General features: G+C 33.6%; 22 protein-coding genes and 1 riboswitch. Of the genes, 18 read left to right on the forward strand and 4 right to left on the reverse strand.

Annotation, left to right across the window (positions count from 1 at the left end; genetic code table 11):
• Nucleotides 1–90: 90 nt before the first annotated feature.
• Both L987_RS06045 and L987_RS06050 read right to left on the reverse strand, forming a co-directional pair.
• Nucleotides 91–1389 carry an LLM class flavin-dependent oxidoreductase gene (locus L987_RS06045; protein WP_047503586.1) on the reverse strand — a complete coding sequence of 433 codons (1299 nt, stop codon included), beginning with the start codon at nucleotides 1387–1389 and terminating at the stop codon, nucleotides 91–93.
• A gap of 21 nt (nucleotides 1390–1410) precedes the next feature.
• The gene (locus L987_RS06050; RefSeq protein ID WP_047503589.1) at nucleotides 1411–2163 is read right to left on the reverse strand and encodes a 3-oxoacyl-ACP reductase; all 753 of its coding nucleotides are present in this window, start codon (nucleotides 2161–2163) and stop codon (nucleotides 1411–1413) included.
• 106 nt (nucleotides 2164–2269) lie between these two features.
• Nucleotides 2270–2368, reverse strand: a riboswitch (TPP riboswitch).
• Between the two features lie 213 nt (nucleotides 2369–2581).
• Between L987_RS06050 and rpsP the strand changes: the two genes are divergently transcribed.
• From rpsP to rplS, 4 genes are all read left to right on the forward strand, one after another.
• Entirely contained in the window at nucleotides 2582–2848 is a 267-nt protein-coding gene (rpsP, locus tag L987_RS06055) for a 30S ribosomal protein S16 (RefSeq protein WP_002483484.1), read from the forward strand.
• A 225-nt stretch (nucleotides 2849–3073) separates the two neighbouring features.
• Entirely contained in the window at nucleotides 3074–3580 is a 507-nt protein-coding gene (gene rimM / locus L987_RS06060) for a ribosome maturation factor RimM (RefSeq protein WP_002483483.1), read from the forward strand.
• Nucleotides 3580–4317, forward strand: a complete 738-nt coding sequence (gene trmD / locus L987_RS06065; RefSeq protein ID WP_002483482.1) for a tRNA (guanosine(37)-N1)-methyltransferase TrmD — start codon at nucleotides 3580–3582, stop codon at nucleotides 4315–4317. Before rimM ends, trmD begins: the two co-directional genes overlap by 1 nt.
• Before the next feature lie 103 nt (nucleotides 4318–4420).
• Entirely contained in the window at nucleotides 4421–4771 is a 351-nt protein-coding gene (rplS, locus tag L987_RS06070; protein WP_002483481.1) for a 50S ribosomal protein L19, read from the forward strand.
• A 138-nt stretch (nucleotides 4772–4909) separates the two neighbouring features.
• Here rplS and L987_RS06075 read toward each other — a convergent pair whose 3' ends face one another.
• The gene (locus L987_RS06075; RefSeq protein ID WP_047503592.1) at nucleotides 4910–7531 is read right to left on the reverse strand and encodes a YfhO family protein; all 2622 of its coding nucleotides are present in this window, start codon (nucleotides 7529–7531) and stop codon (nucleotides 4910–4912) included.
• Between the two features lie 42 nt (nucleotides 7532–7573).
• Nucleotides 7574–10153: a YfhO family protein gene (locus L987_RS06080; RefSeq protein WP_047503595.1), complete on the reverse strand. Its 2580-nt coding sequence runs from the start codon at nucleotides 10151–10153 to the stop codon at nucleotides 7574–7576.
• A gap of 367 nt (nucleotides 10154–10520) precedes the next feature.
• Here L987_RS06080 and ylqF point away from each other — a divergent pair, with 367 nt between their 5' ends.
• The 14 genes from ylqF (at nucleotide 10521) to pyrH (ending at nucleotide 26006) form a co-directional block, all read left to right on the forward strand.
• Complete coding sequence (ylqF, locus tag L987_RS06085; RefSeq protein ID WP_047503598.1) at nucleotides 10521–11381, forward strand: ribosome biogenesis GTPase YlqF; 861 nt, start codon at nucleotides 10521–10523, stop codon at nucleotides 11379–11381.
• A 6-nt stretch (nucleotides 11382–11387) separates the two neighbouring features.
• On the forward strand, nucleotides 11388–12158 hold the full coding sequence (locus L987_RS06090; protein ID WP_047503601.1) for a ribonuclease HII: 771 nt from the start codon (nucleotides 11388–11390) through the stop codon (nucleotides 12156–12158).
• Between the two features lie 107 nt (nucleotides 12159–12265).
• Nucleotides 12266–13432 (forward strand): ADP-forming succinate--CoA ligase subunit beta, encoded by a 1167-nt coding sequence (gene sucC, locus L987_RS06095; RefSeq protein WP_011303271.1) that lies wholly within the window; start codon nucleotides 12266–12268, stop codon nucleotides 13430–13432.
• A 21-nt stretch (nucleotides 13433–13453) separates the two neighbouring features.
• The gene (sucD, locus tag L987_RS06100; RefSeq protein ID WP_047503605.1) at nucleotides 13454–14359 is read left to right on the forward strand and encodes a succinate--CoA ligase subunit alpha; all 906 of its coding nucleotides are present in this window, start codon (nucleotides 13454–13456) and stop codon (nucleotides 14357–14359) included.
• A 306-nt stretch (nucleotides 14360–14665) separates the two neighbouring features.
• Nucleotides 14666–15541 (forward strand): DNA-processing protein DprA, encoded by an 876-nt coding sequence (dprA, locus tag L987_RS06105; protein ID WP_047503609.1) that lies wholly within the window; start codon nucleotides 14666–14668, stop codon nucleotides 15539–15541.
• 203 nt (nucleotides 15542–15744) lie between these two features.
• Nucleotides 15745–17811, forward strand: a complete 2067-nt coding sequence (topA, locus tag L987_RS06110; protein ID WP_011303268.1) for a type I DNA topoisomerase — start codon at nucleotides 15745–15747, stop codon at nucleotides 17809–17811.
• A gap of 154 nt (nucleotides 17812–17965) precedes the next feature.
• On the forward strand, nucleotides 17966–19273 hold the full coding sequence (trmFO, locus tag L987_RS06115) for an FADH(2)-oxidizing methylenetetrahydrofolate--tRNA-(uracil(54)-C(5))-methyltransferase TrmFO (protein ID WP_047503612.1): 1308 nt from the start codon (nucleotides 17966–17968) through the stop codon (nucleotides 19271–19273).
• 118 nt (nucleotides 19274–19391) lie between these two features.
• Nucleotides 19392–20282, forward strand: a complete 891-nt coding sequence (xerC, locus tag L987_RS06120) for a tyrosine recombinase XerC (RefSeq protein ID WP_011303266.1) — start codon at nucleotides 19392–19394, stop codon at nucleotides 20280–20282.
• A 3-nt stretch (nucleotides 20283–20285) separates the two neighbouring features.
• Nucleotides 20286–20828: an ATP-dependent protease subunit HslV gene (gene hslV / locus L987_RS06125; protein ID WP_047503615.1), complete on the forward strand. Its 543-nt coding sequence runs from the start codon at nucleotides 20286–20288 to the stop codon at nucleotides 20826–20828.
• A 112-nt stretch (nucleotides 20829–20940) separates the two neighbouring features.
• Entirely contained in the window at nucleotides 20941–22353 is a 1413-nt protein-coding gene (gene hslU, locus L987_RS06130) for an ATP-dependent protease ATPase subunit HslU (protein WP_047503618.1), read from the forward strand.
• A gap of 23 nt (nucleotides 22354–22376) precedes the next feature.
• On the forward strand, nucleotides 22377–23150 hold the full coding sequence (gene codY, locus L987_RS06135; protein WP_011303263.1) for a GTP-sensing pleiotropic transcriptional regulator CodY: 774 nt from the start codon (nucleotides 22377–22379) through the stop codon (nucleotides 23148–23150).
• 238 nt (nucleotides 23151–23388) lie between these two features.
• Entirely contained in the window at nucleotides 23389–24177 is a 789-nt protein-coding gene (gene rpsB / locus L987_RS06140) for a 30S ribosomal protein S2 (RefSeq protein WP_002483467.1), read from the forward strand.
• Nucleotides 24178–24270: 93 nt separating this feature from the next.
• Nucleotides 24271–25149: a translation elongation factor Ts gene (gene tsf, locus L987_RS06145; RefSeq protein ID WP_037538543.1), complete on the forward strand. Its 879-nt coding sequence runs from the start codon at nucleotides 24271–24273 to the stop codon at nucleotides 25147–25149.
• Nucleotides 25150–25283: 134 nt separating this feature from the next.
• On the forward strand, nucleotides 25284–26006 hold the full coding sequence (gene pyrH, locus L987_RS06150; RefSeq protein WP_002483465.1) for a UMP kinase: 723 nt from the start codon (nucleotides 25284–25286) through the stop codon (nucleotides 26004–26006).
• The last annotated feature ends 3 nt before the right edge of the window (nucleotides 26007–26009 follow it).

A 26009-nucleotide genomic window follows, 5' to 3' on the forward strand; every position in this document is an offset into this window, starting at 1 on the left:
AGTAATCCACAGCAGAGTCGTGGATTACTACTTTTTTTGTGCTACATCCAATCTATAAACTAATAGAAAGCGTACGATGTTGAATCACTATTAAATTCCAATATTTTCTCTAAATGTTGTACCTTCGTATTCAGTACGATACAATCCACGTTTTTGTAATTCAGGGACAACATCATCGACAAAATCTTCTAAACTATTTGGAAATTCTGGAGGCATTAAGTTAAAACCATCCGCAACACCCGCGTCAAACCAGCGTTCCATTTCATCTACAATATCCTTTGGTGTTCCGATGAGTGTTAAATGCCCACCTCCAGCACTTAAATAACCTAATAACTCACGTAATGTTGGATTTTTATCTTTAATGATTTCTAGCACAGTTTGATAGCGTCCTTTAGGTCCTTTAAAAGATTCGACAGGTGGTAATGGTGGTACCGGTTCATCCAAATCCCAGCTATGGCAATTTTGACGAATAAAAAAGGCTAATTGATTTAAAGCGGTATCAACTTCTAAAGATTCATCGAGTTTTTGTTTGTTTGCATAAGCTTCTTCATAAGTTTGTCCGACATATGTAACTAATCCAGGAAATACTTTCAAACTATCTTTGGGCTTACCTTCTTGTATCAATTTTTGATTTAATTTGTTCTTGAAAGCGCTAGCTTGATTGAAATTCCAAGCAACAGCATAAACTGCATCAGCATATTTAGTTGCTAATGCGATACCAGGATCGGAGGCGCCCGCTTGCATTGCAATGGGTTTCCCTTGAGGGCTACTTGGGGTTGTTAAAGGTCCACGGACATTGAAATGTTCTCCTTCATGATTAATAGCGTTGATTGCTGATGGATTGATTAACTTATTATCTTCTTTATCGTGTAAAAAGTCATCCAATGACCATGATTCGAGTAAACGATTCATCACTTGTGCAAATTCATCTGCTTTTTTATAGCGTTCCTCATGTTCAGGTAAATGGTCCATACTATGATTAGCAGCTTCCATATCAGTCATTGACGTTACTAAATTCCAACCAGCACGACCTTGACTCATATGGTCTAGACTGAGTAGTTGTCTAGCAGCTGTGAATGGATTGGAGAATGTACTAGATATCGTAGCAACTAGGCCCACATGTTGTGTAACTTGCGATATTGCTGCTAAATTAACGAGGGGATCAAACCAAAATGCAGGCATATCACTTTTCGAACTAGCTGGAAAAGATTGATTGTCAGCAAAAAATATGGCATCAAATAAGCCTTGTTCTGCAGTTCTTGCTAATGATTGATAATAAGTAATATCACCAATACGCTCAATGCTTGAATGTGGCATACGCCATGCAGCCTGGTGATGGCCACAAGCATAGATAAGTACACCAATGTTTAAATGTTGTGCTTGTGTCATTGAATGACTCAGTCCTCCTTATTAGTTCATTGTTAAGCCACCGTCGACTGTAAAATTTTGACCTGTGATGCCATTTGCTTCATCTGATACGAGATATGCAACCATATTAGCAACATCTTGTGGTGCGGTTACCTTTTTTATTGGAGTGGTTTGAGCAATTAAATCGAATACTTCAGTAGTGGTACTTGCACTTGCATCCGTTGTCTTTAATAAGCCGCCAGAAACGACATTAGATGTGATACCATATTGACCTAATTCTGCAGCTAAATTGCGTGAAAAACCAATCAAACCAGCTTTAGCTGTTGTATATTCATGATAAGGGACGACAGGATTTTGAAATAAATTTGTACCAATTGAAATGATATGGCCATTTTGTCTTTCGATGAATTGAGGTATAACACTTTGACACAAATTAAAAGCAGCTTTCAATGTACCATCAATTTGTTGTTGATAATCCTCCCATGTAAGGTCAACAAATGCTTGTTGTTGAACAGGGTCAAATTTAAAGCCAACAAGTGCATTATTGACTATAGCATCTATGTGACCAAAATATTGCGTAGCTTTCTCAACTAACGCGTCTATTTCATTGCGTTTTGTAACATTTGCTTGGATAGCGATTGATTGATGAGTTCCAATTTCATCTACAAGTTGTTGTGCAGCTTGTCTGCTGTTGTGATAGTTTATGACAACGTTATGTCCTTGTTGTGCTAATGTGTTCACGATTGTCGCACCTAATCCTCGACTGCTACCAGTTACAATTACAGTTTTTTTCATTTTATACACTCCTTATTTTCTATAAAAAAATACACAACGCTCCTGAAAGAAGGTTGTGTATAATGAATATCGACATATGTATCAAAGTACTTCAAAATATTGAAATATGCTAGACTTCACACTTTCCTCCGCTAGTTTAAACTAGATCAGGTTCAAAGGGTTTGAGTCAGACTCATCTCAGTTAGAAACACCCCTAGTGCATTTGTTATGTAATTTAAGTTAAATGTATATTTTTTAGTGAATTATGTCAAGTTAAGGGTGATTAAGGAGATGTGGCTTCCCAAGAATTAAAGTAGAAAAAGAATTTTGCGTAATAATGAAATTGGTAAAGAAGAAACTCTTTACAAATTATTGAATTACTGTTATTATTATTTCTTGTAGAAAATAAAAACTATGAAAACAAAAGGAGCGAATATAAATGGCAGTTAAATTACGTTTAACACGTTTAGGTTCAAAAAGAAATCCATTCTATCGTATCGTAGCAGCTGATGCTCGTGCACCACGTGACGGTCGTAATATCGAACAAATCGGTACTTACAACCCAAACAATGTGAATGCAGCTGAAGTTAAAATCGACGAAGAATTAGCACTTAAATGGTTAAAAAATGGTGCGAAACCAACTGATACAGTTCATAATATCTTATCAAGAGAAGGCATCTTGAAGAAATTTGACGATCAAAAATAGGATTTCGACAAATAAACAAATATATGATTTGTAAGGGTACCTTGAAGGGTACTCTTTTTTTATAGACATTATCGATAATAATATAAGCAAGTTGATATTTTAAAAATGTCATTACATGAATATTGTATTTGTGTCACTGCGTATAACTTCACATGTTATAATAATAAGACAAATCATAGCATACATAATCAATTTTAATAGATAAATAATAGTGGAGGCACGTATATGAAGGTAGAGATAGGTAAAATTGTTAATACACATGGTATTAAAGGAGAAATAAAAGTAAAATCAAATTCAGATTTTACAGAAACACGCTTTCAGCCTGGAGAGCTTGTAATTATTGAACGTAAAAATAAAGAGCCATTAGAATTCACAATTGCTTCTTATCGTATGCATAAAGGTCTTCATATGTTGACATTTGAAGGCATTAATAATATTAATGATATTGAATATTTAAAAGGTGAAACCATTATGCAAGAACGAGATCATGAAGAAATAGAACTCGGTGAACATGAATTTTATTATTCAGATATCATTGGTTGCACTGTATTTGATGACGATGATACACCAATTGGACGCGTTACAGAAATTTTCGAAACAGGCGCAAATGACGTGTGGGTAGTTAAAGGTGACAAAGAGTACTTGATTCCATATATCGCTGATGTTGTTAAGGATATTGATGTAGAGGGTAGACGTATTCAAATTACACCAATGGAAGGATTGTTGGATTAATGAAGATTGATTTTCTAACTTTATTTCCAGAAATGTTTAATGGTGTTTTAAACCAATCCATTTTAAAGCGTGCACAAGATAAAAATATGTTAACAGTCAATACAGTTGATTTTAGACATTTTGCAGAAAATAAACATAATCAAGTGGATGATTATCCTTTTGGTGGTGGTCAAGGCATGGTATTAAAGCCTGAACCCATTTTTAATGCAATGGAAAGTATTGAAAAAACAGATGACACAAGAGTGATTTTAATGTGTCCGCAAGGCAAACCATTTACACAAGCGATAGCAAATGAACTAAGCCAATCAGAACATGTAGTGTTTATTTGTGGTCATTACGAAGGCTATGACGAAAGAATACGTGAACACTTAGTTACAGACGAGATTTCTATGGGAGACTATGTATTAACGGGAGGCGAATTACCTGCAATGGTGATGACAGACGCCATAGTGAGATTATTACCAGGTGTTTTAGGTAACCAACAATCTCATGAAGATGATTCATTCCAAGATGGCTTATTAGAATTCCCACAATATACAAGACCACGAGAATATAAAGGGATGAGTGTACCGGATGTATTACTTTCAGGTAATCATGCTCATATTGATCGATGGCGACATGAACAAAAAATTCTACGTACATTTGTAAAACGACCAGATTTATTAGAACGGTATCCAATGACAGTTGAAGAAAAAGATATTGTAGAAAGATACAAAAAGCAATTGAAAAAAGACTAGCAATGTGCTAACATATTTTAAGTGTGCGACACACGAAAAATCACTATGATCCGCTGCTATATTTTGTCGAGGCAAGAACATAGGTTGAAGGAGAGAAAAAATAATGAGTAATCACAAATTAATCGAAGCAGTAACTCAATCGCAATTACGCACAGATTTACCTTCATTCCGTCCAGGTGACACTTTAAAAGTGCACGTACGTATTATTGAAGGTACACGTGAACGTATCCAAGTATTCGAAGGTGTAGTAATCAAACGCCGTGGTGGAGGTATTTCAGAAACTTTCACTGTTCGTAAGATTTCTTCAGGCGTAGGTGTGGAACGTACTTTCCCATTACACACACCAAAAATCGAAAAAATCGAAGTTCCACGTCGTGGTAAAGTTCGTCGTGCTAAATTATACTACCTACGTGAATTACGTGGTAAAGCTGCTAGAATTAAAGAAATTCGTTAATCAGCATATTAAGCATATAAAAAGCGGTTCTCATTATGAGAATCGCTTTTTTATTTAAATATATAGCCCACGACGATTAGTAAATGGCAAAGTCGTGGGCTTTTAATATGACCAAATAGGGACTAAAAAAATATGTCCTTAAATTTCTCTTTTTGAAGATTTTGAAATGCGCTTTGTAAAAATAATACTTGAGATGATACCTATCACCGTCAAAATAATTAATGTTTTATGGTAAGGTGGTGCATATTTGAGTTTGATTATTTCTTGTCCTTTATCAACAGGAATGACAGTCATTATACCATTACCTTGCTTTACAGTGACTTTTTTATCTCCTTCATAGGCTTGCATCCCATCTCTATACGCCATTGGCAAGACTAAGTAGCCTGCATCATTTTTATGCTTATGAATCGTATAGCCATTACGTTGTTGTGTGACTTTAACAGCGTCTAATGAACTAGATGCATGGCGCAAGGTATGATAATCTTCGCCATATATGCCTTTAACATTCACTCGATACTTACCTTTAGACAATTTAAGATTAAGTTTTTCGTTTGCTTTAACCCTCATTGTGACTGGTGTTACAAAACGTCTATATTTATAAGATAACTCATTACGATGTTGATTGTATTCGTTAATACCAACGTCATGTTCCTTATCTGGAGAAAGTAATTCAACATCCATTTCAACGTACATATCTTTATATTTATTAGCAATAGACGAAGGCAATTGGTAACTTATACCACCATTGTCTTTTTCTATAATCAGTTGATGATTATCTAATCTGTGTGCATCTTTTAGTGTTGCAGAAGCATCGGATAATAAGTTTTTATTCGGCTTGAACGATTGATTGGCTTCTGTATTATTGTCAAAAACGACACCTTGTAGCATGGCTTGTTCTTTATCTAAGGGTGATTTTAAATCATTCGCATTATAAACCTTATCTGTAATGTGTGCACTTGGATAATGGATTTGATTAACTGAATGTATAAATGATTCTTTTTTAGAATGATGAACTATATCTTTCTGTGTAAATCCATAGGGCATATTTAAATCATCAGGCCGACGAATACGGTCCTCTACATGCCATAAAGCCATTAAGTTGGCGCGATTAGATAATAAACGATACGTGCTGTTTTTATCTGTATGCATATTGATTTGTAGTGTTTTATCATAATATTTTAAAATATCGCCATCGAAAATACTTGAATATAAAGCAATGCCATTAAAATGGTAAATCATTGGTGAATTTAATCCATATTGAGACATATAATCGATACGATGTAATGGATCATCTTGCTGGTGGTTTATTGCATTTATTTTTTTGGCTAAAGCTGGGCTATGATAATCAGAGTCCTGTATGGCTTGTTTTGTAGATTCATATCTTTTCACATTATTATAGTAATCATTAGATAATATGAATGCTTGTTGAATTACAAATAAAACTATTATGGATACCTTAAACCAATGATTTTGTAATAAGTTTTTCTTAAATAATAATAAAGCGATAAATACCATAAGTATGAAACAAATAATCATCCATGACATTTTTTGATCTGTAACGATAATATTCATGACTAGCATGATGATACATACTGGAATGCAGGTTAAGATATAGGCTTTCAGAGTTAATTCCGATAGGTGCTGGATAAATAGAGCGATTAAGCCAGCAGACATGATTGCAAATATGTATACCCATCTACGTTCTGGAGTTGAAAATCCATTGAACATGCTATCGAAATGTGGTGTAAGTGACCCAATCAACATGATCCACGTAGCAATTGCAAATAATCTATAATAATAATGTTTGTATAGTTTAAAAGATAATAAAGCGACCACAGTTATTATAGACACTGTAATATAAAAACCATTTGTGAAAAAATGCTTTTGACGTGCGAAATCAGTGAACAGTGGAATTTTAAAATACGGGTTACTAACTCGATCGTTATTGAAAAATGAAGTAACGCCCGTATAAAAGCCCCAGATGCCTATTAAAGTACTTAAAATAACTGCAATAGGAATCAAAATAAGTTGTTGTTTCCGAGAAACCAAATCAGTTGGATGTGGAAAGATAAACCTATAAGCGACGTATGCTAGGAGGACAATCGCTTCGTAATAACTAAAATAAAAATTTGAAAATAAGGTTAGTGCAATGGCGAATATGAATAAACCAATTTTCTTTTCTTTATAAAATCGTTCAACACCTAGTAATGATAAAGGAAGGAAAATAAGTAAATCACCGTAATACGACCAAGTGAAATTAAAATAAATCACAGTCGTTGATGAAGCATAAAGCATTGCAGCAAGCAACGTAGCATAATTTTTAAATTTTAAATATCTAAAAAAGTAAAATGAAATGACAAACGTGACAACACCTTTGACAAAAGCAACAATAATTTGATTGCTTGCCCAATAACTTATTTGGTTAGGATGACTATTAAATAAAATCTCTGAAAACCAAACAAAAATGAAGTTAATCCATGTTAAAGGTGAGGTCGAATAATAATATGATAAGTCTTTAACATAATCGCCACCTAGCCCAAATGAGTGATCATAAAATTGTTTGAATTGGCTAAAGTGTTCATAAAGGTACATTTGAAAGGGCATCATTTGCCTAAAACCGTCACCTGATCCACTAAATACATTACCTTGCGTTATATATCGATAGATGTACGGTGTAAATGTTAATAGTGCAACTAAAATGCCCATTGCTATAATACAAAATAATCTTGAAACTTTGTGAGACCAAAGTTTACGAAACATGGTTATACCTCATCTCCGACAAACTCCTTTTAAATTATGAATTTATTTGTTTTTATATCTCTTTCTCATAAACCATGATAGCGATCCTATAATGAAAATAATTGAAATAGCAGTAACCGTATACCAATATTTTGGACGATATTTGATTATGATTTCTTTGCTATCTTTTGAAACTGGCACGCCAGTCATCATATAATTCACATTTAATGGTTTAATTTTTTTGTTGTCGACATATGCAGTCATGCCTTCACGATACGGTATATTAATCGTAGCGATTCCTTTTTCGTGAGGACCTAACTTAACCTTCACGCCATTTTTAATATCTGTATAATGTCCATCGTTATTTTGCTTTGCATATGCTGATTTTAAATGATTGTAGTTTTCACCATGCAAACTTTGAATATCTAGATAGTAATTACCTGTTGGGCTTAGCCCAACATTTATATTACCATTTTTATCAGGTTGTGTTCTATAAAGTTGTGTATCCACACCTGTTCGATAAGTCGAATTGTTGTACAAGCGGTTATTTGTATAGTTATTTATTTGGACTGAAAAATTACTATCTGGTAGACCACGTTTGACTTTAATCGTTAAATAAAAGTCATGATAACGTTGTCTTAAATGTTTAGGTATATGAATTTGTACATGGCTATCGTTTTTAGAAGCATGTATTTGATGATTGCGTTTGTTATTTATATCTTTGTACGTGATACGAGTTTGATTTAATAAATTTGGTGCCTTTGCCGTATAAGATGCACCTTTATTATTTAAAATAACGCCATCCATCATTGCATGTTCTTTATCAATAGGGTTATGTAAATCATTTGAATTATACTTTTTATTAGAAACACGTACAGATGGTAAATTTAAAGTGTTTTCATAAATTTCATATTGACCATCGTTTTTAATCTTTTTGAAGTATGCAGGAATATTATGTTGATAGCGCTTGACCATTAGATATTTAATAGAAAATAAACTGCTCATATTTTGACGCCCATTGGTTGATTGATATCTACTCACTGATTCTTCTTGCATATTGATTTTTAGCTCATCATAGTAAAAATCTAATATGTGATGATCAAATATACTAGAATAGATACTTAGTCCTTTAAATTGTTGATACATCGGCGTATTGTCTTGTTCATTGACACGCCAATCTATGCGCTCATCTTCAAGTTTATGTGTATTCATATCTTTAACTAATTGCTGTTGTAATGGTGTGTTAAAAAGGCTTGCATTCACAAAATAAGCATTAGCACGTTTGACATGGTCTTCAAAATAAATTTGATTTCGTATAAATACAGTAGAAACTAAGACTGTTAAAATCATTATTGATAAAACAAATAAATGTGTAAGTTTAAGTTTGATATGAGATTCATTGATTAATAGAATTAAAAAGCCAATTAAACTCACTATGGGTGCGAACCAAACCCATGCTACAACATCATCATAATACCATGCACTTAAGCCAATAATACTTAATGAGATAACGGATGAAAAAATATAGTTTGGTATAGAAATTGTCCGAAAATATTTTACATATAAGCCAATTAAAACTGCAGAATTAAATGCTATTAAATAATGCCAACGTTTTTGTGGCGCTGAAAAGCCATTAAATATCTGATCGATAAAAGGAACAAAACTAGCACAAATTAATATAAGCGTAGAAATTGCAAATAATTTGAAATAATAATGTTTGTATAATTTGAATGATAATAACGCCTGACCAGTGATAAATAATATTACGATTAAATAATTATCATAAAAAACATTGGTATTTTGATTGAATGGCTCAAATAAATCTACATTGCCGTCAAAAGGTGTGCGTCTATTATTAAAGAAACTTTGAATTGCTGGGAAAAAGAATGGAAGACTACATCCTAATCCAATAACTGATGCAATAAATAAAGACATGAAAGACTTGAACCTAGGAATGATATCAGCTTGATGTCTAAACACTAGTCTGATAGTTAAATAAATTAATCCAGTTAATAATTGATAATATGCAAAATAAAAATTATTGATTAATGTAATGGCTACTATAATGATAAAGAAACCAATCTTCCCACTTTTTAAAAAACGTTCGATTGACCACAATAACAACGGTAACCAAATAAAAACATCACTGAAAAATGGCCAATATACTGTGAACCTGAAATAGATTGGTGAAATTACAAAAATGAACGCAGCTAGAACGGCAATTTTTTTATTTAAAGCTATATAACGGACATATAGATAAGTCGCAAGCATTGCAATCGCAGATTTAAAAATAGAAACAATGAGTGCATTGGTCATCCAAAACATAATATGAGTAGTATCCAGTGTTATAAACGTCTTTAATAAAACAATTACAATCACATTTATGATAAAAATAATATTTGTGGAGAAGTAATAGCTTAAGTCACTAAAAAAATCACCACCGAGTCCAAAATCTGAAGCATAAAAGAAATTACCATGATGCCAGTTATCAAATAGATACATTTGAATCGGCACCATTTGTTCCATACCATCATTAGGACCCGTGAATAAAACACTATCATGAATAAATCTATATATGATGTAACTATGGCCAACGACTGCCAATGTTACGAATAAACAAAGATATAATAATTTTTGTTTCATAGGCAATCTCCTATTTATTTGTTTAATATAATTCTATTGTATCTACATTTTTAGTATTTAGATAAAAATAACTATTATTATTTAGAAAAATTTTAATTTTGAATGTTAGGTTTTTAATTTTTACAAAGAAAGGTTAGAAATTCAAGTTATTGTTTAATGAATCATTGGTATTGTAAATAAAAATGAAAATATCATGCACTTGCTGTTTTTTTTGTTGTAAAATTAAGAATGAACAGTGATTATCTAATTAATTTGTTTATAACACATGCACCAACGTGTTATGATGCTAAAGCAAACTAAACGGTATGAACGAATAAAATAATAAACAAAATTGATAAAAGTCATAAGTAATAGAAGGGTGAGATATATGGTAATTCAGTGGTATCCAGGTCATATGGCCAAAGCAAAAAGAGAAGTTTCAGAGCAATTAAAAAAAGTAGATGTTGTATTTGAACTTGTAGATGCGCGCATACCTTATAGTTCTAGAAATCCAATGATTGATGAGGTTATACAACAAAAGCCTAGAGTCGTTATTTTAAATAAAAAAGATATGGCGAATTTAAAAGAATTAGAGAAATGGGAATCATATTTTAAAGAAAAACGCTTTTATCCAGTTGCAATTGATGCGAAGCATGGTAAAGGTCTAAAACAAGTTGAACAAACTGCTATCAAAGCAACCAAAGAAAAATTTGAAAAAGAAAAACAAAAAGGATTAAAACCACGTGCGATTAGAGCAATGATAGTAGGGATACCCAATGTAGGTAAATCAACATTGATTAATAAATTAGCTAATAAATCAATTGCAAAAACGGGTAACACGCCTGGTGTTACAAAGCAACAACAGTGGATTAAAGTAGGTCAATCGCTACAATTATTAGACACACCAGGTATATTATGGCCAAAATTTGAGGATCAATTGGTTGGAAAAAAATTAAGTGTTACGGGTGCAATCAAAGATAGTATTGTTCACTTAGATGAAGTGGCAATCTATGCGTTAGACTTTATGAAAGCACATGATTATGACGGTTTAATACAGCACTATAAAATAGATGTTTCAAAAGAAGCAGAAAATATAGAGTGGTTTGATGCGATAGGCCGTAGAAGAGGATTGTTAAGACGAGGTAATGAAATTGATTACGAAGCGGTCATAGATTTAATTATACACGAAGTGAGAAACGCTAAAATCGGTACGTATACATTTGATATTATTTCCGAAATGGACGTGTAATGGATTATGAGCGAAACGATAAAGGACATTAAAAGTAAGTTACAGCATATGCTGTCAATAAGTGAATTAGAGCGAAGTGAATATAATAATGATGCACGCAAAGGTGTGCAAAATGCAATGATACAAAGACGTAAACAATTAGAAAAAGAACAAGTGTTATTAGATAATTATGTGAAAATGACGGAATTTGAAAATAGCATCTTAGCAGAAAATCCAGACGCGCTTATTTGTGGTATAGATGAGGTGGGGCGTGGTCCATTAGCAGGTCCAGTTGTTACATGTGCAGTTATTTTAAATAAAAATCATCATTTCACAGGGTTAAATGATTCTAAAAAACTTTCAGCAAAACAAAGGCATTCAATCGAAGGTCAATTACTGAATGATGTGTATGCTTATGCATATGGATATGCTTCGGTGGAAGAAATAGATGAAATAAATATTTATGAGGCAACGAAATTAGCAATGCACAGAGCGATTGAAGGATTGAGAATTAAACCAACACATCTACTTGTAGATGCTATGACATTGGATATTGATATACCGCAAACATCTTTAATTAAAGGTGACGCTAGAAGTGTTTCGATAGCTGCTGCTAGTGTCTTAGCTAAAGAACACAGAGATCAATATATGCGAGATTTAGGTAGAAAATACCCAGGTTATAGTTTTGAAAACAATGTTGGATATGGTACGCAACAACATTTAGATGGAATTAAAAAATATGGCATTTTAAATGAACATCGAAAAACATTTGAACCAATTAAATCTTTGGTAAATTAATAGTTAAAATAAAATAATTGGATTAAGTAGGATAAATGAGTTTACAATAGCGCTTTCATTTCTTATAATTGAATATGAACTTAACCTAAGAAACAGGAGGATGGAGAATGAATATCCACGAGTATCAAGGTAAAGCAATATTTCGTTCTATGGGCGTTGCTGTCCCAGAAGGACGCGTAGCATATACTGCTGAAGAAGCAGTAGAAAAAGCAAAAGAATTAGATTCAAAAGTTTACGTGGTTAAAGCACAGATTCACGCAGGGGGCAGAGGGAAAGCAGGCGGTGTTAAAATCGCTAAATCTCTTTCTGAAGTTGAAACTTATGCTAAAGAATTATTAGGTAAAACACTTGTTACACATCAAACTGGTCCAGAAGGTAAAGAAATTAAACGCCTTTACATAGAAGAGGGCTGCGATATTCAAAAAGAATATTATGTTGGTTTTGTCATCGATCGTGCGACAGATAGAGTTACTTTGATGGCTTCAGAAGAAGGCGGTACTGAAATTGAAGAGGTTGCTGCTAAAACACCTGAAAAAATATTCAAAGAAACAATTGATCCTGTTGTAGGATTAGCACCATATCAAGCTAGAAGAATTGCTTTTAACATTAATATTCCTAAAGAATCTATAAATAAAGCAGCTAAATTTTTAGTATCACTTTATAATGTTTTCATCGAAAAAGATTGCTCAATCGTTGAAATCAACCCACTTGTTACTACGGGTGAGGGTGAAGTTTTAGCATTAGATGCTAAAGTTAATTTTGATGATAACGCATTATTTAAACATAAAGATATTCAAGAATTACGTGATTTAGAAGAAGAAGATCCAAAAGAAATCGAAGCTTCTAAATACGATTTATCATATATCGCTTTAGATGGTGATATTGGTTGTATGGTTAACGGCGCTGGTTTAGCAATGGCAACTATGGATACAATCAATCACTTCGGCGGTAATCCGGCTAACTTCCTTGACGTAGGGGGCGGCGCAACTAAAGAAAAAGTTACTGAAGCATTTAAAATTATCTTAGGTGATGAAAATGTAAAAGGTATCTTTGTAAATATCTTTGGTGGCATTATGAAATGTGACATTATCGCTGAAGGTATTGTTGCTGCAGTTAAAGAAGTCGAGCTTACTTTACCACTTGTCGTACGTTTAGAAGGTACAAATGTTGAAAGAGGTAAAGAAATTCTTAAAGAATCTGGATTAGCAATTGAACCAGCAGCTACAATGGCTGAAGGCGCACAAAAAATCGTAAAACTTGTTAAAGAAGCATAAGGAAAGGATGGGAGCACGAAGATGAGCGTATTTATTGATAAAAATACAAAAGTAATTGTACAAGGTATCACAGGGTCAACTGCCCTTTTCCATACAAAACAAATGCTTGAATATGGTACACAAATTGTTGCTGGGGTAACTCCAGGTAAAGGCGGACAGGTTGTTGAAGGCGTTCCAGTATTCAATACAGTTGAAGAAGCACAAAAAGAAACAGGTGCAACAGTATCAGTTATTTATGTACCAGCACCATTTGCTGCTGATGCAATTTTAGAATGTATCGAAGCTGAACTAGATTTAGCGATTTGTATCACAGAACATATTCCTGTAATTGATATGGTTAAAGTAAAACGTTATTCAGAAGGTAAGAAAACACGTATAGTAGGACCTAACTGTCCAGGTGTCATTACTGCTGATGAATGTAAAATTGGTATCATGCCAGGATACATCCATAAAAAAGGTCATGTAGGCGTTGTATCACGCTCTGGTACATTAACATATGAAGCGGTACATCAATTAACTGAAGAAGGTATCGGTCAAACGACTGCGGTTGGTATTGGTGGCGACCCAGTTAATGGTACAAACTTTATAGATGTATTAAAAGCATTTAATGAAGATGATGAAACTAAGGCTGTCGTTATGATTGGTGAAATCGGGGGTACTGCAGAAGAAGAAGCTGCTGAATGGATTAAAGCTAATATGACGAAACCTGTTGTAGGCTTCGTAGGCGGTCAAACAGCTCCTCCTGGTAAACGTATGGGCCATGCTGGTGCGATTATCTCAGGTGGTAAAGGAACTGCAGAAGAGAAAATTAAAACACTTAACAGTTGTGGTGTAAAAACAGCAGACACACCTTCTGAAATTGGTACAACTTTAATTGATGCAGCTAAAGAAGCTGGCATCTATGAACATTTATTGACTGTAAAATAATTTTATTTATTAAAAGTCAGCGCAAATTCCGATAGTATGTCGGAGTTTGTGCTTTTTTAGGTTGTATGAGCTGATATTAAAATAAAAAAATGCATTTGATAAAGTATTTTATATAGTAGAAATGCGACCGCTAAATTAAAGATAAATACAATTAATATCTCCAATTGAAACATCAGATGTTGTCAATTTAGGAATTTAAAATTACTCTTTAAAATCATATGACTTATTACGATCATTTGACAAAATTTTGTAATACGCAGCATATATATTTTATCGTATAATATGAGATATAAAGGAGTATGATAAATGAACGATTTAGACCTTTTAAAGCTTCGATTTGCTGGACTATCTACACAACAAATACATCGATTATTAAGATTTTCTCCCTCTTTTATGAAATATAGTAAGGTAGATAAACAATACATACTCAAACAATTTTTGGGAACAGTAAAAATAACTGCAAAAAATGAAAATGTATACCGATTATATGTGACAACTAATTTAGAAGTACTATTCAAACAATTAAAAGCATGGAAAGTTCATTTCATAACAATTAATCACCGTTTATATCCACAGTTATTGCGAGAAATTTATGATCCACCCCTAATCCTATTTTATCGCGGTAAGCTCACTTTAATGCAATCTCCTCGTACCCTAGCTATTATTGGATCTAGACAAGCGACACAATATACATGGCAATCACTTCAAACATTTTTTCCTTCATTTAAAAAACATCATTTGACGATAATATCAGGGCTTGCAAAAGGTGCAGATATGATGGCGCATCAACATGCTTTGTTATTTAAGTTACCTACAATTGCGGTATTAGGATTTGGACATATGCATCATTATCCGAAAGAAACTAAAGAGATAAGACAGCAAATTGAAAAAGATGGAATAGTTATAAGTGAATATCTCCCTCTCGAAAAGCCCAAAAGATACCATTTCCCAGAAAGGAATAGATTGATTAGTGGACTTTCTAAAGGTATCTTTATCACAGAATCTGCAGAAAATAGTGGTACAAGTATCACGACGCGATTTGCATTAGAACAAAATAGAGATGTGTATGTCTTACCTGGTACAATATTTAATAAAATGACATTAGGCAATTTGCGTAGTGCTCAAGAAGGGGCGAAAATTGTATTGAATGCGGATGATATATTAGAATATTTTATTATATGAAAAGTAAATAGCGCACAACTTTAAAACAGATTTTATTTAACGCTTTTTTTTAATAATATATGAAAAAATACTGCTGATTGATAAAGTTTGGGATGAAATAACGGTATAAATTTAATCAAGTCAAAATTAAAAACATTGACAAAAACAAAATACACCGTTTATCATTTATCTTTGTAATTAGAAAATGCAAGGGGGTAACTACTTTGGCAGAAAATTTAGTCATAGTTGAATCGCCTGCAAAAGCTAAAACCATTGAAAAATATTTAGGTAAAAAATATAAAGTAATCGCATCAATGGGGCACGTTAGAGACTTGCCTCGTAGTCAAATGGGTGTAGATGCTGAAAATGATTATGAACCCAAATATATTACGATACGTGGTAAAGGTCCAGTTGTAAAAGAATTGAAAAAACATGCTAAGAAAGCGAAAAAAGTATTCTTAGCGAGTGACCCCGACCGTGAAGGTGAAGCTATTGCTTGGCATTTAGCGAATATATTAAACTTGGAAGATTCAACAGAAAATAGAGTAGTGTTTAATGAAATAACAAAAGATGCAGTAAAAGATAGTTTTAAACATCCAAGAGGCATCGAAATGGAACTCGTTGATGCGCAACAAGCACGACGTATTCTAGATCGTTTAGTCGGTTATAATATCTCACCCGTATTATGGAAAAAAGTTAAAAAAGGGTTATCTGCTGGTCGTGTACAATCTGTGGCATTAAGACTAGTTATAGATCGTGAAAATGAAATTAGAAATTTCAAACCAGAAGAATATTGGAAAATTGAAGGCGAATTTAGATATAAGAAAACAAAATTCACAGCTAAATTTCTTCATTTTAAAAATAAACCATTTAAATTAACTGAAAAAGCAGATGTTGAAAAAATTACTACGCAGTTAGATGGCGATCAGTTTGAAGTGACTAAAGTGACTAAAAAGGAAAAAACGCGTTATCCAGCTAATCCTTTTACAACGTCAACACTTCAACAAGAAGCTGCTCGTAAATTGAATTTCAAAGCACGTAAAACAATGATGTTAGCCCAACAACTATATGAAGGTATAGATTTGAAAAAGCAAGGTACAGTTGGTTTAATCACTTATATGCGTACAGATTCAACAAGAATCTCAGACCAAGCGCAATCAGAAGCGAAAAATTACATTCAAGAAACATATGGTAATGACTATACATCTAATCGAAAATCAAAAGGTCAAGGCGATCAAGATGCCCATGAAGCCATCAGACCGTCTAGTACTTTACGTACACCAAATGAAATGAAAAATTTCTTAACTAGAGATCAACATAGATTATATAAATTAATTTGGGAACGTTTTGTTGCCAGTCAAATGGCACCTGCAATTTTAGATACAGTTGCAATGGATTTGACGCAAAATGACATCAAATTCCGAGCAAATGGACAGACAATCAAATTTAAAGGTTTTATGACTTTATATGTTGAAACCAAAGATGACAGTGAAGATGGTAAAGATAACAAATTACCAAATATTGGTGAAGGTGAAATGGTTACAGCTACGAACATTGAACCATCACAACATTTTACTCAACCACCACCACGCTATACTGAAGCGCGTTTAGTGAAAACAATGGAAGAATTGAAAATTGGACGTCCTTCCACATATGCACCAACGATCGATACAATCCAGAAAAGAAATTATGTGAAAAATGAAAGTAAACGTTTTGTGCCAACTGAATTGGGCGAAATTGTTCATGAACAAGTTAAAGATTACTTCCCAGAAATTATCGATGTTGACTTTACAGTAAACATGGAAACATTATTGGATAAAGTTGCCGATGGTGAGATTGGCTGGAAAAAAGTGATTTCAGATTTTTACAGTAGTTTCAAACAGGATGTAGAACGCGCAGAAGAAGAAATGGAAAAAATAGAAATAAAAGATGAACCTGCTGGTGAAGACTGTGAAGTCTGTGGTTCACCTATGGTTATTAAAATGGGTCGTTATGGTAAATTCATGGCTTGTTCAAATTTCCCAGATTGTCGAAATACAAAAGCTATTGTTAAGACAATTGGTGTGACTTGTCCTAAGTGTAAAGAAGGCGACGTTGTAGAACGTAAATCTAAAAAGAATCGTATTTTTTATGGTTGTTCTAAATATCCAGAGTGTGATTTTGTAACTTGGGATAAACCGATAGGAAGAGATTGTCCTAAATGTGAGCATTACTTAGTTGAGAAAAAACAAGGACGTAAGAGCCAAGTAGTATGTTCAAATTGTGATTACAAAGAAGAAGAGCAAAAGTAATATAGTATAGCGAATTTACGCTTGCAATCGTATTTATGAAAGAAATAGTTTAAACAATAACAGCAACTTATGACACATATATATAATGTAGATGCATGTATTTATATTTATGATACGATGTCTAAGTTGCTTTTTAATTATGGGGGGAAATCGAATGACTCAAGTTGTAAATGTAGTAGGTGCTGGTTTGGCTGGTTCAGAAGCAGCATATCAATTAGCGCAACGAGGCGTAAAAGTAAATCTTATAGAAATGAGGCCGGTGAAACAGACACCTGCACATCATACCGATAAATTTGCAGAACTCGTATGTTCGAATTCACTACGAGGCAATGCTTTAACAAATGCTGTCGGTGTACTTAAAGAAGAAATGAGACAGTTAGATTCTTTAATTATCAGTGCAGCGGATAAAGCGCGTGTGCCTGCCGGTGGCGCTCTAGCAGTCGATCGACATGATTTTGCTGGCTATGTGACTGAAACATTAAAAAATCATCCAAATATCACAGTTTTAAATGAAGAAATTAATAGCATACCTGAAGGATATACGATTATTGCAACAGGTCCTCTAACGACAGACAAGTTAGCAAACGAAATTGTGGAGGCAACTGGAAAAGATCAGTTGTATTTCTATGACGCTGCGGCACCAATTATTGAAAAAGACAGTATTGATATGAATAAAGTGTATTTGAAATCCCGCTATGATAAAGGTGAAGCCGCATATTTGAATTGTCCTATGACAGAAGATGAGTTTAATACATTTTACGATGCGCTCATGGAAGCTGAAGTTGCACCTGTAAATGAATTTGAAAAAGAAAAATACTTTGAAGGTTGTATGCCGTTTGAAGTAATGGCTGAACGTGGTAGAAAAACATTATTGTTCGGTCCAATGAAACCCGTGGGTCTCGAAGATCCTAAAACAGGCGAAAGACCATACGCTGTCGTACAACTACGCCAGGATGATGCTGCAGGAACACTATACAACATTGTAGGTTTCCAAACACATTTAAAATGGGGAGCTCAAAAAGATGTCATCAGATTAATTCCAGGATTAGAAAATGTTGAAATAGTTAGATATGGTGTCATGCACCGTAACACATTCATCAATTCGCCTGATGTTTTAACTGAAACTTATGAATTAAAAGGAAGAGAAGAACTTTATTTCGCAGGTCAAATGACTGGTGTTGAAGGGTACGTAGAGAGTGCCGCTAGTGGACTCGTTGCAGGTATCAATGTAGCACATAAAATGCTTAACAAGGGAGAAGTCATTTTCCCTAGAGAAACAATGATAGGTAGCATGGCATATTATATTTCACATGCCAAAAATGAAAAAAACTTCCAACCAATGAATGCTAACTTTGGTTTACTACCAACATTGGAAAAGAAAGTAAAAGATAAAAAATTACGTTATGAAAAATTAGCAGATCGTGCTTTAACATATTTAGATAATTACAAACAAACGCTATAAAATATTGTATTTTTATAATTCTTTCCGAAAATTTTGAAAGTTTTACTCAATTTAATAGTTATTTTTCGCAGACCCCTCTGTCAATATGCTACAATTTATGTTGATGGAGGGGGTTTTATTGGAAAAAATCCAACAAGCGTATTTATATATGCTAAAAGTAGAAAAACAATTTTCAGAGCACACTTTAAAATCCTATCATGATGATTTAGAACAATTTAATGTTTTCTTAGCTCAAGAACATTTAGATTTGAATGCGTTTGAATACAAAGATGCTAGGAACTATCTCAGTTACTTATATTCAAAAAACTTGAAAAGAACCTCAGTTTCACGTAAAATTTCTACGCTGAGAAGTTTTTATGAATATTGGATGACACAAGATGAAGCGGTGGTAAATCCGTTCATACAATTGGTACATCCGAAAAAAGAACATTATTTACCACATTTTTTCTATGAAGAGGAAATGGAAGCATTATTTGACACGGTTGAAAATGATGCAAAAAAAGGCTTGCGAGATAGGGTAATCTTAGAACTACTTTATTCTACTGGTATTAGAGTTTCAGAGTTAGTGCATATAAAAGAACAGGACATAGATATGACGTCGCCAGGTGTAAAGGTATTAGGTAAGGGTGGCAAAGAACGTTTTATCCCCTTTGGCGAGTTTTGTAAACAAAGTATGGAACGATATTTAGCGTCATTCAAACCTAAATTAAATAGTAATCACGATTATTTATTAGTTAATATGAAAGGCGATCCTATCACTGAACGTGGCGTTCGTTATGTATTGAACGACGTAGTGAAACGAACGGCTGGTGTTACAGAGATACATCCTCATAAACTTAGACATACATTTGCGACACACATGTTAAACCAAGGTGCAGATTTAAGAACAGTGCAATCTTTGCTCGGTCACGTTAATCTGTCAACAACTGGTCGATATACACATGTGACAAATGAACAATTAAGAAAAGTATATTTAAATGCACATCCTCGTGCAAAAAAGGAGAATTAAATAATGAGTACATCTATACATGCAACAACAATATTTGCAGTACAACATAATGGACATGCAGCAATGGCTGGAGATGGCCAAGTTACTCTAGGTGAACAAGTCATCATGAAACAAACAGCGAGAAAAGTGAGACGTTTATATAATGATAAAGTATTAGCTGGTTTTGCTGGAAGTGTAGCAGATGCGTTCACTCTATTTGAAAAATTCGAAACAAAATTACAACAATTTAGTGGGAATTTAGAAAGAGCTGCAGTGGAATTAGCACAAGAGTGGAGAGGCGATAAACAATTACGTCAGCTAGAAGCTATGTTGATTGTAATGGATGAAACATCAATCTTAGTAGTTAGCGGTACAGGAGAAGTAATCGCACCAGATGATAATTTGATTGCAATTGGGTCAGGTGGTAACTATGCGTTAAGTGCAGGTAGAGCGCTAAAACGTAATGCAACACATTTGTCTGCGAGCGAAATGGCTTATGAAAGTTTGAAAGTTGCTTCAGATATTTGTGTATTTACAAATGACCGAATTATAGTTGAGAATTTATAGCTGAGTAAATAAATTAATGAAAATGTCTAAATTTAGAATTAATTGGCAATAGTAAACATGTATAAATTATAAGTTGTTTTAAAGCACAAAATTAATGGAGGTAACGTATCATATGGAGACAAATGGAATAAAATTAACACCTAGAGATATTGTATCAAAACTTAATGAATATATTGTTGGTCAAGACGATGCTAAACGTAAGGTTGCAATTGCATTAAGAAATAGATATAGAAGAAGTCTATTAACTGAAGAAGAAAAACAAGAGGTCGCACCTAAAAATATTTTGATGATTGGACCTACGGGTGTAGGTAAAACGGAAATTGCAAGACGTATGGCTAGAGTAGTTGGCGCTCCATTTATTAAAGTTGAAGCAACTAAATTTACAGAAGTAGGTTATGTTGGACGTGATGTAGAAAGTATGGTTAGAGACCTTGTAGATGTTGCTGTTAGACTTGTAAAAGATCAAAAAAAGGCATTGGTACAAGATGAAGCCCAAGATAAAGCGAATGAAAAGTTAGTGAAATTGTTAGTACCTAGTATGAAGAAAAAAGCTAATAACAATACGAACAGTAATAACCCATTGGAATCTTTATTTGGTGGTTCAATCCCTAATTTTGGTCAAAATAATGATGACGAAGAAGAAACACCCACTGATGAAGTGAAAACGAAACGTTCAGAAATTAAGCAACAATTATTAAATGGTCAATTAGAAGATGAGAAGGTACGCTTAAAAGTTGAACAAGATCCAGCTGCTATGGGCATGTTAGGTACGAACCAAAACCAACAAATGCAAGACATGATGAACCAATTAATGCCTAAGAAAAAAGTTGAAAGAGAAGTTCCAGTTAAAACTGCACGTAAGATATTAACTGATGAATTTGCTGATGAATTGATTGATCAAGAAACAGCTAACCAAGAAGCTATTGAATTAGCTGAACAAATGGGCATTATATTTATCGATGAAATAGATAAGGTTGCGACAAATAATCAAAATTCAGGGCAAGATGTATCTCGCCAAGGTGTTCAAAGAGATATATTACCAATTCTTGAAGGTAGCATGGTTCAAACAAAGTATGGTACTGTTAACACTGAACATATGCTATTTATTGGTGCTGGAGCATTCCACGTGTCTAAACCAAGTGATTTAATTCCAGAGTTGCAAGGCCGTTTTCCAATTCGCGTTGAACTAGAAAGTCTTTCAGTTGAAGATTTTGTTCGAATCTTGACGGAACCTAAATTATCACTTATCAAACAGTATGAAGCGTTACTACAAACAGAACAAGTAACGGTTAAATTTACAGATGAAGCAATTAAACGATTAGCAGAAATTGCATTCCAAGTAAACCAAGATACTGATAACATTGGTGCACGTCGATTGCATACTATACTTGAAAAAATGCTAGAAGATTTATCATTCGAAGCACCAAGTATGCCTAATGCGGTTGTAGATATTACACCACAATATGTTGATGATAAGTTGAAATCAATTTCAACAAACAAAGATTTAAGTGCATTTATTTTATAATATAAATATAAAGGAGTAGGAATATGAGCTTATTATCAAAAACGAGAGAATTAAATACACTTTTGCAAAAGCATAAAGGTATTGCGGTAGATTTTAAAGATGTAGCACAAACGATAAGTAGTGTGACAGTAACAAATGTTTTTATAGTTTCAAGAAAAGGTAAAATTTTAGGTTCGAATTTAAATGAATTATTAAAAAATGAACGTATCATCCAAATGTTAGAAAATAGACATATACCTGTAGAATATACAGATCAATTGATGGATGTGAAAGAAACACAATCCAATATTGGTATTGATAATGTACTAACTGTTTTCCCACCTGAAAATAATGATTTATTCGGTGATAGCAGAACAACAATTTTCCCAATTTTAGGTGGTGGCGAAAGACTTGGTACATTAGTTCTAGGACGTGTGACAGAAGATTTTTCTGAAAACGACTTGGTATTAGGTGAATACGCAGCTACAGTTATCGGTATGGAAATATTACGTGAAAAACATAATGAAGTAGAACAAGAGGCAAGAGATAAAGCAGCTATTAGTATGGCGATCAACTCATTATCATATTCTGAAAGTGAAGCGATTGAACATATATTTGAAGAACTAGGTGGTAAAGAAGGCTTACTGATCGCTTCAAAAGTTGCAGATAGAGTCGGCATTACACGTTCAGTTATTGTAAATGCCTTGCGTAAACTAGAAAGTGCGGGTGTAATCGAATCACGTTCATTAGGTATGAAGGGTACATTTATTAAAGTTAAAAAAGACAAGTTCTTAGATGAACTAGAAAGAATCAAATAAAATTTTATTGCGTAACGACTTAATTGAGAACGACTAATAGATGGGCTTAGTCGTTCTTTATAATGTGTAAATTAATGGACAAAAACTATTGATTTGCATAGGTAAATATGATATATTTATTGACGGCTATGAAGCCAATACACACACAGAAAGTTAAAGTATAAAGGGTGCGATATTTAATTGTCGTGTTTATATGAGCTTTTTGTGGAGGTAATAAACCAATAGGAGGAATTTTATTATGGCAGTAATTTCAATGAAACAATTGCTAGAAGCAGGTGTTCACTTCGGTCACCAAACACGCCGTTGGAACCCAAAAATGAAAAGATACATTTTCACTGAGAGAAACGGTATTTACATTATCGATTTACAAAAAACAGTGAAAAAAGTAGAAGAAGCTTATAACTTCATTAAACAAGTATCAGAAGATGGCGGAAAAGTTTTATTCGTTGGTACGAAAAAACAAGCACAAGATTCAGTTAAAGCTGAAGCAGAACGTGCTGGTCAATTCTATGTAAACCAAAGATGGTTAGGTGGAATCTTAACTAACTATAAAACAATTTCTAAACGTATTAAACGTATCTCTGAAATTGAAAAAATGGAAGAAGATGGCTTATTCGAAGTATTACCTAAAAAAGAAGTTGTAGAACTTAAAAAAGAATATGACCGTTTAATTAAATTCTTAGGCGGAATTCGTGATATGAAATCTATGCCTCAAGCATTGTTCGTTGTTGACCCTCGTAAAGAGCGCAACGCAATTGCTGAAGCACGTAAATTACACATCCCAATTGTTGGTATTGTAGATACTAACTGTGATCCAGATGAAATTGATTACGTTATCCCTGCAAACGATGATGCTATCCGTGCCGTTAAATTATTAACTGGTAAAATGGCAGATGCAATCTTAGAAGGTCAACAAGGTGTATCAAATGAAGAAGTAGCAGCTGAACAAAATATTGATTTAGATGAATCAAAAGAAGCTACTGAAGCAGAAACAACTGAAGAAAACACTTCTGTTGAATCAAACTAAGAATAATGTAAAATGGGTGATAAGATATTGAAGCTTATCACCTTTTTTTAAAATAAATAAAATAAAATTCATTAAATAATGGAGGAATTTGAAATGGCAATTTCAGCTAAACTTGTAAAAGAATTACGTGAAAAAACTGGCGCTGGTATGATGGACTGTAAAAAAGCGTTAACAGAAACTGATGGTGACATCGATAAAGCGGTAGACTTCCTACGTGAAAAAGGTATCGCTAAAGCTGCTAAAAAATCTGACCGTATTGCGGCAGAAGGTTTAGTACACGTTGAAGAAAGAGGAAACGAAGCAGCAATTGTTGAAATCAATTCTGAAACTGACTTCGTTGCTCGTAATGAAGGTTTCCAACAATTAGTGAAAGAAATTGCTATCCAAGTATTAGATACTAAAGCAGAAACAGTTGAAGCACTTTTAGAAACAAACTTACCAGATGGTAAATCAGTTGACCAACGTGTTAAAGAAGCTATCTCAACTATCGGTGAAAAATTAAGTATCCGTCGTTTTGCTGTTAGAACTAAAACAGACAACGATTCATTCGGTGCTTATTTACACATGGGTGGACGTATTGGTGTATTAACTGTAGTTGAAGGTTCTACTGATGCTGAAGCAGCTAAAGATGTTGCAATGCACATTGCTGCAATCAACCCTAAATATGTTTCATCTGAACAAGTAAGCGAAGATGAAATCGCTCATGAAAGAGATGTTTTAAAACAACAAGCTCTAAATGAAGGTAAACCAGAAAATATCGTTGAAAAAATGGTTGAAGGTCGTTTACGTAAATATCTACAAGAAATTTGTGCAGTTGACCAAAACTTTGTAAAAGATCCTGATCAAACAGTTGAAGCTTTCTTAAAATCTAAAGGTGGTAAACTAGTTGACTTCGTACGTTATGAAGTAGGCGAAGGCATGGAAAAACGTGAAGAAAACTTTGCTGACGAAGTTAAAGGACAAATGAAATAACTTTTCATAAGTTAAAACAAGGAAGAAGACACCTTTTGTGCTCCGTATGAAAGATTCACTTTTGTATTGGAAGACCTATTGTGTCTTCTTTACTTGTATAATTTACATATTTTTACAATAGAGAGGATAAGACAATGGCTCAAACTTCTAAATACGAACGTGTTGTATTAAAATTAAGTGGCGAAGCACTCGCAGGTGACGATGGATTTGGAATTAACCCAATTATAATCAAAAGTATTGCAGAACAAGTAGCTGAAGTAGCTAAATTGGACTGTGAAATTGCTGTTATCGTTGGTGGCGGTAATATTTGGAGAGGTAAAACTGGTAGCGATTTAGGCATGGATCGTGGTACAGCAGACTACATGGGTATGTTAGCTACAGTAATGAATGCATTAGCATTACAAGATAGCCTCGAACAATTAGAATGTGACACACGTGTTTTAACTTCAATAGAAATGAAACAAGTTGCAGAACCTTATATTCGCCGTCGTGCAATCAGACATTTAGAAAAAAATCGTGTGGTCATCTTTGCAGCAGGTATAGGTAACCCTTACTTCTCTACTGACACAACTGCAGCATTGCGTGCAGCTGAAGTTGAAGCTGATGTTATCTTAATGGGCAAAAATAATGTCGACGGTGTTTATTCTGCTGATCCAAAAGTAGATCCAAATGCAATCAAATATGAGCACCTAACGCATATCCAAATGTTACAAGAAGGTTTACAAGTTATGGATTCAACAGCTTCATCATTCTGCATGGATAATAATATTCCATTAAATGTATTTTCAATAACTGAAGAAGGTAATATTAAACGCGCTGTCATGGGTGAAAAAATAGGAACATTGATTACAAAATAATTA

The sequence above is a fragment of the Staphylococcus sp. ZWU0021 genome, from assembly GCF_000798895.1.
In the GTDB taxonomy this organism is placed as follows: Bacteria; Bacillota; Bacilli; order Staphylococcales; family Staphylococcaceae; genus Staphylococcus; species Staphylococcus saprophyticus.